The organism is Flavonifractor sp. HCP28S3_F3 (assembly GCF_052065355.1).
GTDB lineage: Bacteria > Bacillota > Clostridia > Oscillospirales > Oscillospiraceae > Flavonifractor.
This window is the reverse complement of sequence record NZ_JBQHUF010000009.1, coordinates 79,221-92,693: the sequence shown is the minus strand read 5'-3', so window position 1 is coordinate 92,693 and position 13,473 is coordinate 79,221. Positions and strand designations below refer to the sequence as shown.

Here is a 13,473-nt window from a genome sequence, read left to right as displayed (position 1 = left end):
CCCAAAATCGCATCTCAGTTGTCCTATTTTTTAACCCATAAGCCCTCTTTTTGGGGTGGTTGTCCACCATTTAACCCATAGAAAACGGGTTAAAAGAGGCTTCGTTGTGTCAAATTGCGTCAAACCTTTTAAAAAGGAAAAACCCCGGAAACTGCGTAGTTCCGGGGTTTTTGACCACTTTTGATAAAGTTTAGCGCTTGGAGAACTGGGGAGCGCGGCGGGCGGCCTTCAGACCGTACTTCTTGCGCTCCTTCATGCGAGGATCGCGGGTCAGGAAGCCGGCAGCCTTCAGGGCGGCACGGTACTCGGGGTTGACCTGCAGCAGGGCACGGGCAATGCCGTGACGGATGGCGCCGGCCTGGCCGGTCACGCCGCCGCCCACGACGGTAGCCTCGATGTCAACCTTGCCCAGGGTCTCGGTGGTGGCCAGAGGCTGACGCACGATCAGCTTCAGGGTCTCCAGGCCAAAGTAATCGTCAATGTCCCGGCCGTTGATGGTGATAGCGCCGGTACCATTGGGGAACAGATGCACACGGGCCACGGAGGACTTGCGGCGGCCAGTGCCATACAGATAAGGCTTCTTGCTCTTATACATTCTCTTGTACCTCCTGCTTAGTTCGCGGCCCAGGCTTCGGGCTTCTGGGCGGTGTGAGGATGCTCAGCGCCGCGGTAGATGTGCAGGCGGGACAGAGAATCCTTGGTGATGATGTTGCGGGGCATCATGCCGCGGACGGCCACACGCATGGCCAGCTCGGGCTTCTGCTGCATCAGCAGGCGGTAGGGAGTCTCCTTCAGGCCGCCCACCCAGCCGGAGTGGGTGCGGTAATACTTCTGCTCCAGCTTCTTGCCGGTCAGAACGGCCTTCTCAGCGTTGACGATCACGACGTAGTCGCCGCAGTCGGCATGGGGAGTGTACTCGGGCTTGTGCTTGCCCCGCAGCAGGGTGGCGGCGGTGGCGGCAGTCTTGCCCAGGGGCTTACCAGCCGCATCGAGGATATACCACTTGCGGACGATGTTCCCCTTGTTGGCCATAAAAGTGGACATGGTGAAACCTCCAATTTTGATATCTAAAAAAATATGTCTAAACAGAATACAGGCCCCAATCTTTACGATTGGAGCGTTTTGTATTATAATACCGTAGTTCCAAAGTGTCAACACGTTTTCTGATTTTTTTAAATTACGATTTGCTTTTCTCTTGTTTTCTCGCTTATACTCTCTTGATCTCTTGTTTTCTCAATTTCATTTTTTGATTTTTTCGAGGTGCTTATGAACAAGATCCTGAGCTATGTCCGCCGCTGTGTGGAGGACTACGACATGATCCAGGCCGGAGACCGGGTGGCGGTTGGAGTTTCCGGCGGCAAGGACTCCCTGGTGCTCCTCACCGCTCTGGCCCGGCTGCGGGAGTTTTACCCCAAGCCCTTCACCGTGGAGGCCTATACCTTAGATATGGGCCACGTGGATGGAGGCGTGGGGATGGACTTTGCCCCGGTGGCGGAGTACTGCAAGCAGATCGACGTGCCCTTCACTCTCCTCCCCTCCGAGATCCACCACATCATCTTCGACCTGCGGAAGGAGAAGAACCCCTGCTCCATGTGCGCCAAGATGCGCCGGGGGGCACTGCATAACGCCCTGAAGGAGCACGGCATCTCCAAGATCGCCCTGGGCCACCACTTTGACGACGCGGTGGAGACCTTCTTCCTCTCCCTGTTCTACGAGGGGCGGCTGTCCTGCTTCCAGCCGGTGACCTGGCTGGACCGGATGTGCATCAGCCAGATCCGCCCCCTGCTCTACTGCGGGGAAGGCCTCATCCGCAACGCCGCCGAGCGCAACAACCTGCCGGTGGTATTCAACCCCTGCCCCGCCGACGGCTACACCAAGCGGCAGGAGGTCAAGGAACTGATCAAAACCCTGGACAAGCAGTATCCCGGCCTGAAAAGTCGGGTGTTCGGCGCCATGCAGGGGCTGCCCCTCCCCGCCTGGGGTCCGGTGGAGCACCGCCGGGTGCCGCCTCCGGAAGAGCTTTGAGCAAAGTCCCCGGAATGGGTCTATCCCGTTCCGGGGCTTTTTTGTTTCCAGCTATCTCCTCTTGACTGGTACGTTTGTTCGATATATAATGTTCGTACACCAGTTCGAAAAAGGAGGAGAGCACCGTGGAGCTGCTGGACAAGCTGACGACTCTGGCTGACGCCGCCAAATACGACGCCGCCTGCACCTCCAGCGGGGTGGACCGGGGCGGCGGCCGGGGCGGGCTGGGCAGCACCATGGCCGCCGGGTGCTGCCACTCCTTTTCCGCCGACGGCCGGTGCATCTCCTTATTAAAGGTACTGATGACCAACCGGTGCATCTACGACTGCCAGTACTGCGTCAACCGCCGGTCCAACGACCTGCCCCGCACCGCCTTCACTCCCCGGGAGCTGGCGGAGCTCACCATCGGCTTTTACCGGCGCAACTACATTGAGGGGCTCTTTCTCTCCTCCGCCGTATGGGGCAGCCCGGACCGTACCACCGAGGCCATGATCCAGGCTCTGCGGCTGTTGCGGCAGGAGTACGGCTTTCACGGCTACATCCACGCTAAGGCCATCCCAGGGGCTGACCCGGGGCTCACCCGGCAGCTGGGGCTGCTGGCCGACCGTTTGAGCGTCAACATCGAGCTGCCCAGCGAGGACAGCCTCCACAGGCTGTGTCCCGACAAACAGAAGGGAGCCATTCTGGCGCCCATGGCTCAGATCCGGGATGGCATCCAGGTGTCCAAGGGGGAGCTGGTCAAGTACAAACACGCTCCCCGGTTTGCTCCGGCGGGTCAGTCCACCCAGATGATCATCGGAGCCACCCCGGAGAGCGACAAACACATCCTCACCCTCACCCAAGCGCTGTACGACAAGTACAAGCTGAAGCGGGTGTTTTACTCGGCCTATATGCCGGTGTCGGACAGTTCCCTTCTTCCCGCCCGGCAGGACTTCAAGCCGCCCCTCCTGCGGGAGCACCGGCTGTACCAGGCCGACTGGCTGCTGCGGTTCTACCACTTCCGGGCGGAGGAGCTGCTGGACGAGGCCCATCCCAACTTCAATCCTCTGGTGGACCCCAAGTGCTCCTGGGCCTTGGGACATATGGAGTTTTTCCCGGTGGAGGTCAACCGGGCGGACTATGAGGCTCTGCTGCGGGTGCCCGGTATTGGTGTGGTGTCAGCCAAACGCATCCTCACCGCCCGGCGGTGCGGGCCCCTCACCTTTGAGGGGCTGAAGAAGCTGGGGGTGGTGCTGAAGCGGGCCCAGTACTTCCTCACCTGCTCGGGAAAGATGCTGGAGGGCCTACGGGTCAATCCTGACGGGGTGCTCCGCCATCTGGTGGCCCAGGAGCGGCCTATGCTGGCCCAGGGGGCGCCGGAGCAGCTGTCCCTGTTCGAACAGACGGGATAAGGAGGATCACATGGGCTGGACTCAGGTCAGTTACCACTATGACGGCAGCTTTGCCGGATTTTTGTGCTGTGTGTTTGAGGCCTACCTCCACAAAGAGGCTCCCGCCTGCTTCCTGGGGCCGGAGGACGGGCGGTTCTCCCTGTGGCCGGAGCGGCAGGTGACCACCGACCAGGCCCACGCCAGACGAGTCTATCAGTCCCTGGACAAAAAGATCGGCGTACAGGGGCGGCATCTGGTGGTCCACGGCTTCCTCACCTGCCTGCCGGAAAAGGAGCTGGTTCTGTGGGAGTTTTTGCGGCTTGGCTATGAACGCGGCCCGGGGGTAGTGCGGGACCTCACTGACGACCGGGTGAACATCCTCTCCAAAGCCGTCCAGCACCTCACCGGAGAGGCCCACCAGTTCAAGGGATTTACCCGTTTTTCCGAGCAGGAGGGGCTGCTCATCGGGGAGATCGAGCCCAAGAATCGGGTACTTCCCCTGCTGCGGTCTCATTTCTGCACCCGATACAGCCGGGAATCCTTTGTCCTCTACGATCGCACCCACAAGGAGGCCCTGTTTTACCAGCCGGGTCAGTGGGCTATTGTCCCCTTGGCGGAGTTCCATCTGGATCTGCCCGGGCAGGAGGAGCTGGACTATCGGCGGCTGTGGCGGCGGTTTTACAACACCATCTCCATTGAAGGACGGTACAATCCCAAGTGCCGTATGACCCACATGCCCAAGCGTTACTGGAATACCATGACCGAATTTCAAACGGAGCAAACGGGATTACCCTCATAAAGAAAAGCCCCGCTCTGCGCTAAGCGCGGAGCGGGGCTTTATCGCTGAATATTAAGTAATGAGATAGTAGCCCGTAGGCGCCCGGAAATAGGTCTGCATCGGCATGGTGACAGGCTCGCCCTTAAAGTCCCGGTCAAACCAGCGGGGCACGGGACGCTCCGCCTCAATGGCACGGAAAAAGGCAGTGATCTGCTCCGCCGTCTCAGAGACGGCGCCCTCCATCAGCCGGTCCAGATGGGCGTTGCTCTCCTTGGCTGAGGGGTGGGGTTTGCGCTTCAATGCCACGCCCTTGGCGGAGCGGATGGGCAGCGCATGGCTCACCGCACCGATGACCTTGCCGGCAGCCCGGCCATTGGAGCGGGCAAAAATGTTCAGATACAGGTGCATGGAGCGGCAGGCCCAGTGCATCTGACGGGGAGAGGCATGGTAATAGGCCCGGGATGCGGCGTCCCACACCTGGGAGTTACGCCCGGGGATCCGGGGCAGATATGCCCGCTCAAAACCGTCCAGCCCGTCGTTCTCAATGAGCATCCGGTCGTACTCACCCTCCATGGCCATATGGGAGATGGGGCCATCCACGGCCCGCTGGTTCACATAGCCGTGGCAGGCATTGTCCAGGGCCAGGTGGCACAGGAAACCGGCCCCGTAGCCCACCGACATGGGCACATCCTCTTCAATAGCCTGGCGCAGCCGCTCTACCGCCGGAAGGGCAGACTTGCGGTGCATCCGCACCCCCTCCCGCCGGACGGCGTTGGGGCGGATGGGCTGGTAGAAAAACAGGGGGTCCGGGCCCAGACAGCCCAGATCAAAAGCCTCCCGCTCCTCCTCAATGGCGCGGGCCAGCTTCGGCGGCAGATCTGCCAGCACTCTGTCTCCAAATTTCAGATGGGCGTAGTAATTCGGCATAATTGGCGCTCGCTCCTTCTTATGTATCCAGAAAAACAATCCCAACGTTTATATTATATCATGCCTGCTATAAAATTGGAACCAGAATCTGCTTCAGACCGGCTTCTCTGTCCCTTCCATTTTCTTCAGCTTCTTGTACAGCAGGGTGCGGTGGATCCCCAAACGCTCCGCGGCTTTGGACACGGAGCCGCCGCAGTCCTCCATGGCCTGGCGGATATAGGCCTGCTCAAACTCGGCGCACGCCTGGTGCAGGGGCAGTCCCTCCCGGGGCTCCTCTGCCGTCTCCGAGCTTTCGGCCACCGCCTCCATCGCGGGAGGGGCAATATCCATCCGCCCTGAGATGGCGTACCGCTCTATCACATTGCGCAGCTCACGGATATTGCCGGGCCAGGGATATTCCAGGAGCCCGCGCTCCATCTCCGGAGTAAGCACCCGCTCCAGATCATATTTCCGGTTGTTCCTGGACAAAAACAGTCGGGCCAGAGGCAGGATATCCTCCCTGCGCTCCCGCAGCGGCGGCAGGAACAGCGGCATTACATTCAGGCGATAGTAGAGATCTTCTCTGAATTTGTGCTCCGCCACCATCCGCTTCAGATCCCGGTTGGTGGCAGCGATCACCCGCACGTCCGTGCGGATCATTTTCGTGCCGCCCACCCGCATCACCTCGCCGGTCTCCAGCACCCGCAGCAGCTTGGCCTGCATGGACAGGGACAGCTCACCCACCTCGTCCAGAAACAGCGTGCCCTGATCCGCCATTTCAAACAGGCCCGGCTTGCCGGAATTCCTGGCGCCGGTAAAGGCCCCCCGCTCATAGCCAAAAAACTCCGACTCCACCAGCTCCGCTGGAATGGCTGAGCAGTTTACAGGGACAAAAGGCTGGTTGGTGCGCTTGCTGTTATGATAAATATAGTTGGCCAGCACATCCTTTCCTGTGCCTGTCTCACCGCAGATCAGCACCGTGCTGTCCATTCTGGCCAGATACAGCGCATCTCCAAACGCCGCTTTGGCGGCAGGAGAATCAAACACAAGACCCTCTGCCGCTCCCTGCCGGGCATCCAGATACTCGGCAATGTCTTTATAGTTCTGAAAGCTGGTCCGCTCTGTATCCACGTACTGAGAAAAGGCAGTCAGCATGCGCTTGGGAATGGAAAACTGCGCACTCATGACCACCTCGCCTTGTTCATCAAAAATGGGCTCGATGTGGGTAAACAGCTCGTCCCCCCAGCGGCTGACGTTGTAGGCGTTAAAGGGCTGCTTTTTCTGGTAGAGCTCCTGAGAAACGGAGCGCAGCCACAGCTTCTGCTCCCGCAGCTCCTCCAGCGTCATGCCCGTCAGCTCCTCCTTCGTCATGTGGATGGAAGCCGCCATCTTCTCATTGACGTATAGGATCTTATGATTGCGGTAGGTCACAAAAATATTTCCGAAATAGCTGTCCAGCACCCGCTCGGCATAGGCGGCAAATTCCTTGGGGTATCGTTCAATCAGCTCCTGAATGGTCACCCATCCCGCCCCCTTATATCAAATAGGCTACAAATTTTGAAGCAAAATTGATACATTGTATCATTTTTGCTTCACTCTTTCCCAAGCATCCTATCACAAAACGTCCCATTTCTCAAGGCTTTTCCCGCCCACCTCCCTCTCTTTTCAATTTGGCACAGCATTTGCTCTTCTTCTGTGCAGTTCCGAACCGGAGAAAGGAGGCACAGGCCACAGCAAACGCTGTTTGCACAGGTATGTAACAGAAAAAGAAAGCAGGGAGGAATCAAGTATGGAACTTTGGTTGAGTATCGTTGGCTTTCTCGTCGTAATCGGGATCATTGTATCCATCATGAGCAAAAAACTGTCCACTATGGTGGCCCTTTCCGTCATTCCCCTGATCGGTGCGGTCCTGGTGGGCGAATTCTCCAGCATTCCCGACTTTTTGTCGGCCGGCATCTCCACCGTGGCTGTCAATGGCGTGATGTTCGTATTCGCCATTTTGTTCTTCGGCACCATGATGACCGCCGGCGCCTTTGACCCCATCGTACGTTTTATCATCCGCTGCTGCCGCGGCAATCCCTTGTATGTGTGCATCGGCACCTATGCACTCTCCATCGTGGGCCACCTGGACGGCTCGGCAACCACTACGGTGCTGCTGGTGTGCGGCGCCATGGTCCCCATTTACAAGCAGATGCACATGCGGCTGCGGAATCTGGCCTGCATCCTGGCTATGGGCTCCGGCCTGATGAACATCTCCCCCTGGGGCGGCCCCACGCTGCGGGCTTCCGTGGTCATGGAGGCCGACCTGACCCAGTTCTTCCAGCCCATGCTGGTACCCATCCTGCTCACCATCGCCGTGGGCATTATCCCCGTGGTGCTGCTGGGCCTGTCCGAGGTCAAGCGGCTGAAGGCGGAGGGCTTTGACTACAGCTCTGTGGTAACCCAGCACCAGGAGGCCGAGCTCAGCGAGGAGGAGCGCTCCCTGCTGCGGCCCAAGCTGGTGGTACCCAACCTCATCCTCATCGTGCTGGTCGTTGCCCTCATGATCTCCGGCATCCTCACCCCCGGCGCCGCCTTCCTCACCGGAACCGCGGTAGCCTGGATCATCAACTACCGCAAGCTGTCCGACCAGCAAAAGATCATCCGTCTCCACGGCGCCAATGTGGTATTCGTGGTCAGCGCCCTCTACGGCGCCGGCGTCCTCATGGGTGTACTGACCGAGTCCGGCATGGCCACCGCCATGGCTAACACCCTGGTCAGTCTGATTCCCGACGCTCTGGCTCGCTTCGTCCCCTTCCTGGTGGGCATCTTCGCCGTTCCGCTGTCTCTGGTCTTCGACGCGGACACCTTCTATTACGGCATCCTGCCCGTACTTACCCAGAGCGCTTCCGCTATGGGACTTTCCGGCGAGGGAATCTGCTACGCCGCACTGGTGGGTCAGCTCACTCTGGGCTGGGCCATCACCCCCCTTACTCCGGCCACTCTGCTGCTCAGCGGCATGTGCGACCTGGATCTGGGCGAGCATCAGAAGTTTACCATCAAGTTTGTCTGGCCCCTCTCTATCGTACTGCTGATCTTCCTGACCCTGTTCGGGCTGATCATCTGACAGAGGCCGCGTATCACCAAGAAAGGATCTGTTTGACATGAAGAAAATTCGCATCGGCGGCGGCGCCGGCTTTGCAGGCGACCGTGTGGACCCTGCGGTCACGCTGATCCGCCAGGGCAAGCTGGACTACATCATCTTCGAGTGTCTGGCCGAGCGCACCATCGGCCTGGCCCGGCAGGAAATGCTGCAGGACCCCACCAAGGGTTACAGTCGCCTGCTGGAATACCGGCTGTCCCAGGTTCTGAAGCCCGCAAAAGAGCACGGGGTGAAGATTATCACCAATATGGGCGCGGTCAATCCTCAGGCCGCTGTGGCCAAGGCGATGGAGATTGCCAAAGCGCAGGGCATCACCGGCCTGAAATTTGCAGCTGTCACCGGGGACAGCGTCTATGAGACGCTGGACGAGTATGACAGCCAGCCTATTCTGGAGTTCCCCGGCCGTGTGGGAGACTGGAAGGAGCGCATCGTCTCCGCCAACGCCTATATGGGCGCGGAGGGGATCATCGAGGCGCTGCGCAACGGCGCCGACGTGGTAATCACCGGCCGGGTATCCGACCCCACGCTGACCCTGGCGCCCCTCTGCTTTGAATACGGCTGGACGGCCGAGAACCAGCGGGAGCTGGGCCAGTGCATTCTGGCCGGTCATCTTCTGGAATGCGGCGGGCAGGTCACCGGCGGATATTACGCCGATCCGGGCTATAAGGATGTCCCTGATCTGGACAATCTGGGCTTCCCCCTGGTGGAGTTTGACGAGACCGGCCACTTTGTACTGACCAAGGTGGAGGGCACCGGCGGTCTGGTGTGCGTGGATACCTGCAAGGAGCAGATGCTCTATGAGATCCATGACCCCACAGCTTACTTTACCCCCGACGCCATCGCGGACTTCTCCCAGGTGCGCTTTACCTCCGATGGTAAGGACCGGGTATCCGCCTGGGGCGCCACCAGCCACGGCGTACCCCAGACGCTGAAGGTCAACGTTTGCTACCGGGACAGCTTCATCACCGACTGCGAGATCAGCTACGGCGGCAGCAACGCCCTGGAGCGGGCCCGGCTGGCCGGAGATGTGTTCCTGAAGCGGCTGGATCGTCTGGGCGTCCAATACAGCGAGACCCGGGTGGATTACATCGGCTACAACTCCCTGTACCGGGATAAGATCGGCGCTCTGCTCTGCAGCGCGCCGCCGGGAGAGGTCCGGCTCCATGTGGCGGTTCGGACGGACGACCGCGCAAACGCTGTCAAAGTCTCCAACGAAGGGGACTCCATCTACACCAACGGGCCTGCCGGCGGCGGCGGCGCCACCATGCATATTTCGGAGATCATTTCTGTGTTCTCCTTCTTCCTGCCCCGGGACAAGGTAAAGCCCCAGGTCACATACGAGGTGATTTGATATGAAGCTGAAAGAGATCTGCCACTCCCGCACCGGAGACAAGGGGGATATCTCCAACATCTCCCTGATCCCCTGGAATGAAGCGGACTATCCCATGCTGAAGGAAAAGGTGACCGCCCAGCGGGTCAAGGAATATTTCTCCGACATCTGCAAAGGAACTGTAACCCGCTATGAGGTGGACGGCATCTGCGCCCTGAATTTCGTCATGGAGCAGGCGCTGGGCGGCGGCGTGCTCCGGAGCCTGGCTATGGACAAGCACGGAAAGGCCCTGAGCTCCGCCCTGCTGGAGATGGAGGTGGAATAAATGTTCCGCTTTCAGCCCGGGCGCACCTACCAGATGCCGGTCCATTTCGGACCCTGCTGCGGGCCCAGGAGCGGTCCCCTGGGCGAGCGCTTTTTTGCCGATGGGCCTCAGACCAGCATCCAGCATTCCCTGGTCTATGAGACCTCTCCTCAGCTTCTGGAGAACTATCTTCCGGAAGGCTTCTCTCTCAGGAGCCCTCACGTCATCGTCACCCACAAAATGCACCGCGATCTGCCCTGGCTGGCAGGACGGGGCTATAATGTGGTCACCTTCAACACCCCCGTCACCTATCGCGGGCAGAAGGAGACCATAACGGGGCGCTACCAGCTGGCTATCTGGGAAAACCACGCCGATCCCATCCTCTGCGGCCGGGAGCAGCTGGGCTACTCCAAGCTATACGCAGAGATCGAAGATCTCCACACCTTCCGTGAGTGGTCCAGCGCTCAGCTCTCCTCCTGGGGCTTCCCCTTCCTGGAGCTGCGCTTCCGCAGGCAGCAGCCTCCTGCCGGGGAAGATGCCCTTCTTCCCTTTGTCTCCGATCCAGAGGATCAGGGGCTGCTCCACTATAAATACATTCCCCACACCGGTGACGGCTTTTCCGCCGCGGACACGGCTTACGTGACCCTCTCCCCCAGCGGCTTCGTGCCGCCCGAGGGTCTGCCGCCCCTCCCTCCGCCGGAGCGCCACTGGTGTACCGGCTCTCTCTCCTGGCAGATCCCCTCATGGGAGGATATGCCCACGCAGTACCATGTGGTGCAGGGATTGGCCGCCCTGCCTGTCCTGCGTGTTCTGGGCGGCTGGAGCACCAAGCTGAAGCATTACAACGATGTGTACGACCAGCGCCCCGTTCTTTGATTCGCTTTCTTTCACTTCTCTCTTATCTATGCAAAAGGAGCACCGCGAAATCGCGGTGCTCCTTTTGCGTGTATCCATATAACTTTTGCTCAGCCACCCAGGTAAGCTTTCTTCACGGCCTCGTCGGCCAACAGCTCCTTGCCGGGGCCGGAGAGGGTGACCCGTCCGGTCTCCAGCACGTAGCCGCGGTCGGCCACGCTGAGGGCCATCTGAGCGTTCTGCTCCACCAGCAGGATGGTGGTGCCCGCCTGGTGCAGCTGCTTGATGATATCGAAGATCTGCTCCACCAGGATGGGAGCCAGGCCCATGGAGGGCTCATCCAGCATCAGCAGCTTGGGGTTGGACATGAGGGCACGTCCCATGGCCAGCATCTGCTGCTCGCCGCCGGATAGGGTGCCCGCCACCTGCTTCCGGCGCTCCTTCAGACGGGGGAACTGGGCGTACACCTTCTCCATATTGGGGGCAATGGTGGAGTTGGGCTGGGTAAAGGCGCCCATCTCCAGGTTCTCCTCCACCGTCATCTGGAGGAACACCCGCCGGCCTTCCGGCACCTGGGCCAGGCCGTGGGCCACCAGCTTGTCGGGAGGCACGCTGCCGATATCCTTGCCCATAAACTCGATGGAGCCGGTGCGGGAGCGGAGCAGGCCGGAAATGGTCTGCAGGGTGGTGGACTTGCCGGCGCCGTTGGCGCCGATGAGGGTGACGATCTCACCGTCGTTGACCTCAAAGGACACGTCCTTGATGGCGTGGATGGCGCCGTAGTAGACGTTGATGTTATTGACCTTCAGCATGGCGTCAGCCCTCCTTCTTCTGGCTGCCCAGGTAGGCCTCCACCACCTTGGGGTTGGCCTGGATCTCAGCGGGGGTACCCTTGGCGATGATCTGACCGAAGTTGAGCACGCAGATGCCCTCGCAGATGCCCATGACCAGGTTCATATCGTGCTCGATGAGCATGATGGCAATCTGGAAGGTGTCCCGGATCTTCAGGATATTTTCCATCAGGTCTGCGGTCTCGGAGGGGTTCATGCCCGCCGCCGGCTCGTCCAGCAGCAGCAGAGAGGGGTTGGTGGCCAGGGCGCGGATGATCTCCAGCCGGCGCTGGGCTCCGTAGGGCAGAGAGCCAGCCTGGTGATTGGCCAGGTCCTGCATGTCGAAGATGCTCAGCAGCTCCATAGCGCTGTCGTGGGCCAGCTTTTCCTTCTTCCAGTAGCCGGGCAGGCGGAGCACGCCGCTCCACATGGGATAGCGGATCTGATTGTGGAGGCCGATCTTCACGTTGTCCTCCACGGTCAGCTTGTCAAACAGACGGATGTTCTGGAAGGTACGGGCGATGCCCGCCTTATTCACCTGCACGGTATTCATGCCGTGGGTATCCTTGCCGTCCAGCAGGATGGTGCCCCGGGTGGGCTGGTACACCTTGGTCAGCAGGTTGAACACCGTGGTCTTGCCCGCGCCGTTGGGGCCGATGAGGCCGGCGATCTCGGTGCGGCCCACGGTGAGGTTGAACTCGTTGACGGCGGTCAGGCCGCCGAAGTCGATGCCCAGGTGCTGGCACTCCAGGATGGGGGGCTTATCCACGTCTCGCTCGGGGACGATGGAATGGCTGGGCACAGGCACCATTTTGGTGGGCTGCTTGTTCTTGAGCCGCTCGTTCACTGTACCGCGCCTCCCTTCTCGGCTTCTTCCTTCCTGGCCTTCCGGCCGGCGAAGGTAAATACGCTTTTCAGCATGGGGTTGTTGGTGACCAGCATCACCAGGATCAGGACGATGGCGTACACCAGCATCCGGTACTCATCCAGGTTGAAGTTACGCAGCAGCTCGGGCAGGTAGGTCAGGAAGGCTGCGGCGATGATGGAGCCGCGGATGTTGCCGATGCCGCCCAGCACCACGAACACCAGGATCAGGATGGAGGTGTTGAAGTCGAACTTCTTGGGTGCCATGGAGGAGTAGTTCATGGCGTACAGCACGCCGGCGGCGCCCGCCAGCACGGCGGAGGTGACGAAGGCCATCAGCTTGTACTTGGTGGCGCCGATGCCCACGCTCTCAGCGGCGATGCGGTTGTCCCGCAGGGCCATGATGGCCCGGCCGGAGCGGCTGTTGATCAGGTTCAGGGCGATGGTAAGGGTAATGAGGATCAGGATGAAGCCGGCGGTGAAGGTGGCCAGCTTCACGTTGCTGGTAAAGCCCATGGGGCCCTTCAGGATGGACTTGCCGCCCTCGGCCAGGCCCAGGGCCATCTCGTTCTGGAGGGAGAAGTGGAGACCGTTCTCGTCCACGCCCACATAGAGCACGTTGAAGATGTTGCGGATGATCTCGCCGAAAGCCAGGGTGACGATGGCCAGGTAGTCGCCCCGCAGACGCAGCACGGGTACGCCCACGATGACACCAGCCACACCGGCCAGCACCGCGCCGATGATCATGGCCACAGTCAGGCGCAGGGCGGCATTGGGAATGGCCTCCTGCAGGGAAGCCGCGGCCACCACGCCGGAGAAGGCGCCCACGCTCATAAAGCCCGCGTGGCCCAGACTCAGCTCACCGGAGATGCCTACCACCAGGTTCAGAGCGATGGCCATGACCACATAGGCGCAGATGGGCACCAGCTGGCCCTGGATGGAGGGAGACAGCAGGCCGCCGGCGTTGCAGATCTGGAGGATGATGAAGGCGGCGATAACGATGCCGTAAGTAATACAGTTATTGACCAGCCGCTTGCGGCCGGGAGAAAGCTTTTTCATATCCGCCACC

At 60.3% G+C, this 13,473-nt stretch carries 14 protein-coding genes; 7 read left to right on the top strand and 7 right to left on the bottom strand.

What is annotated here, in order from left to right; translation table 11 throughout:
- Positions 1–190 precede the first annotated feature (190 nt).
- Positions 191–595, bottom strand: coding sequence for a 30S ribosomal protein S9 (rpsI, locus tag ACTNB1_RS09610; RefSeq protein WP_441169113.1), 405 nt, complete (start codon positions 593–595; stop codon positions 191–193).
- A gap of 17 nt (positions 596–612) precedes the next feature.
- Positions 613–1,044 (bottom strand): 50S ribosomal protein L13, encoded by a 432-nt coding sequence (rplM, locus tag ACTNB1_RS09605; protein WP_191398093.1) that lies wholly within the window; start codon positions 1,042–1,044, stop codon positions 613–615.
- Positions 1,045–1,266: 222 nt separating this feature from the next.
- Between rplM and ACTNB1_RS09600 the strand changes: the two genes are divergently transcribed.
- The 3 genes from ACTNB1_RS09600 to ACTNB1_RS09590 all read left to right on the top strand — a co-directional run bounded on the left by ACTNB1_RS09600 (position 1,267) and on the right by ACTNB1_RS09590 (position 4,194).
- Entirely contained in the window at positions 1,267–2,025 is a 759-nt protein-coding gene (locus ACTNB1_RS09600) for a tRNA lysidine(34) synthetase (RefSeq protein WP_441169111.1), read from the top strand.
- Positions 2,026–2,150: 125 nt separating this feature from the next.
- Positions 2,151–3,416 (top strand): putative DNA modification/repair radical SAM protein, encoded by a 1,266-nt coding sequence (locus tag ACTNB1_RS09595; protein ID WP_441169109.1) that lies wholly within the window; start codon positions 2,151–2,153, stop codon positions 3,414–3,416.
- Between the two features lie 10 nt (positions 3,417–3,426).
- Positions 3,427–4,194, top strand: coding sequence for a TIGR03915 family putative DNA repair protein (locus ACTNB1_RS09590; protein WP_441169108.1), 768 nt, complete (start codon positions 3,427–3,429; stop codon positions 4,192–4,194).
- Between the two features lie 51 nt (positions 4,195–4,245).
- Here ACTNB1_RS09590 and ACTNB1_RS09585 read toward each other — a convergent pair whose 3' ends face one another.
- Positions 4,246–5,100 (bottom strand): zinc dependent phospholipase C family protein, encoded by an 855-nt coding sequence (locus ACTNB1_RS09585; protein WP_441169107.1) that lies wholly within the window; start codon positions 5,098–5,100, stop codon positions 4,246–4,248.
- Positions 5,101–5,193: 93 nt separating this feature from the next.
- Entirely contained in the window at positions 5,194–6,600 is a 1,407-nt protein-coding gene (locus ACTNB1_RS09580; protein ID WP_441169106.1) for a sigma-54 interaction domain-containing protein, read from the bottom strand.
- A 268-nt stretch (positions 6,601–6,868) separates the two neighbouring features.
- Here ACTNB1_RS09580 and ACTNB1_RS09575 point away from each other — a divergent pair, with 268 nt between their 5' ends.
- From ACTNB1_RS09575 to ACTNB1_RS09560, 4 genes are read left to right on the top strand one after another with little or no spacing between them, the layout of a single operon-like run.
- Positions 6,869–8,185: a CitMHS family transporter gene (locus ACTNB1_RS09575; RefSeq protein WP_441169105.1), complete on the top strand. Its 1,317-nt coding sequence runs from the start codon at positions 6,869–6,871 to the stop codon at positions 8,183–8,185.
- A 37-nt stretch (positions 8,186–8,222) separates the two neighbouring features.
- Positions 8,223–9,572 carry an acyclic terpene utilization AtuA family protein gene (locus ACTNB1_RS09570; RefSeq protein WP_441169104.1) on the top strand — a complete coding sequence of 450 codons (1,350 nt, stop codon included), beginning with the start codon at positions 8,223–8,225 and terminating at the stop codon, positions 9,570–9,572.
- A 1-nt stretch (position 9,573) separates the two neighbouring features.
- Positions 9,574–9,876 (top strand): AtuA-related protein, encoded by a 303-nt coding sequence (locus ACTNB1_RS09565; protein WP_441169102.1) that lies wholly within the window; start codon positions 9,574–9,576, stop codon positions 9,874–9,876.
- Complete coding sequence (locus tag ACTNB1_RS09560; protein ID WP_441169101.1) at positions 9,877–10,731, top strand: acetoacetate decarboxylase family protein; 855 nt, start codon at positions 9,877–9,879, stop codon at positions 10,729–10,731. It begins immediately after the preceding gene.
- Positions 10,732–10,820: 89 nt separating this feature from the next.
- Here the strand turns inward: ACTNB1_RS09560 and ACTNB1_RS09555 are convergent, their stop codons facing one another.
- Genes ACTNB1_RS09555 through ACTNB1_RS09545 form a run of 3 tightly spaced genes read right to left on the bottom strand, consistent with a single transcriptional unit; the run spans position 10,821 to position 13,463 of the window.
- Entirely contained in the window at positions 10,821–11,522 is a 702-nt protein-coding gene (locus ACTNB1_RS09555; protein WP_441169100.1) for an ABC transporter ATP-binding protein, read from the bottom strand.
- Positions 11,523–11,526: 4 nt separating this feature from the next.
- The gene (locus ACTNB1_RS09550) at positions 11,527–12,351 is read right to left on the bottom strand and encodes an ABC transporter ATP-binding protein (protein ID WP_441169120.1); all 825 of its coding nucleotides are present in this window, start codon (positions 12,349–12,351) and stop codon (positions 11,527–11,529) included.
- A gap of 32 nt (positions 12,352–12,383) precedes the next feature.
- Entirely contained in the window at positions 12,384–13,463 is a 1,080-nt protein-coding gene (locus ACTNB1_RS09545; protein ID WP_441169099.1) for a branched-chain amino acid ABC transporter permease, read from the bottom strand.
- Positions 13,464–13,473 lie beyond the last annotated feature (10 nt).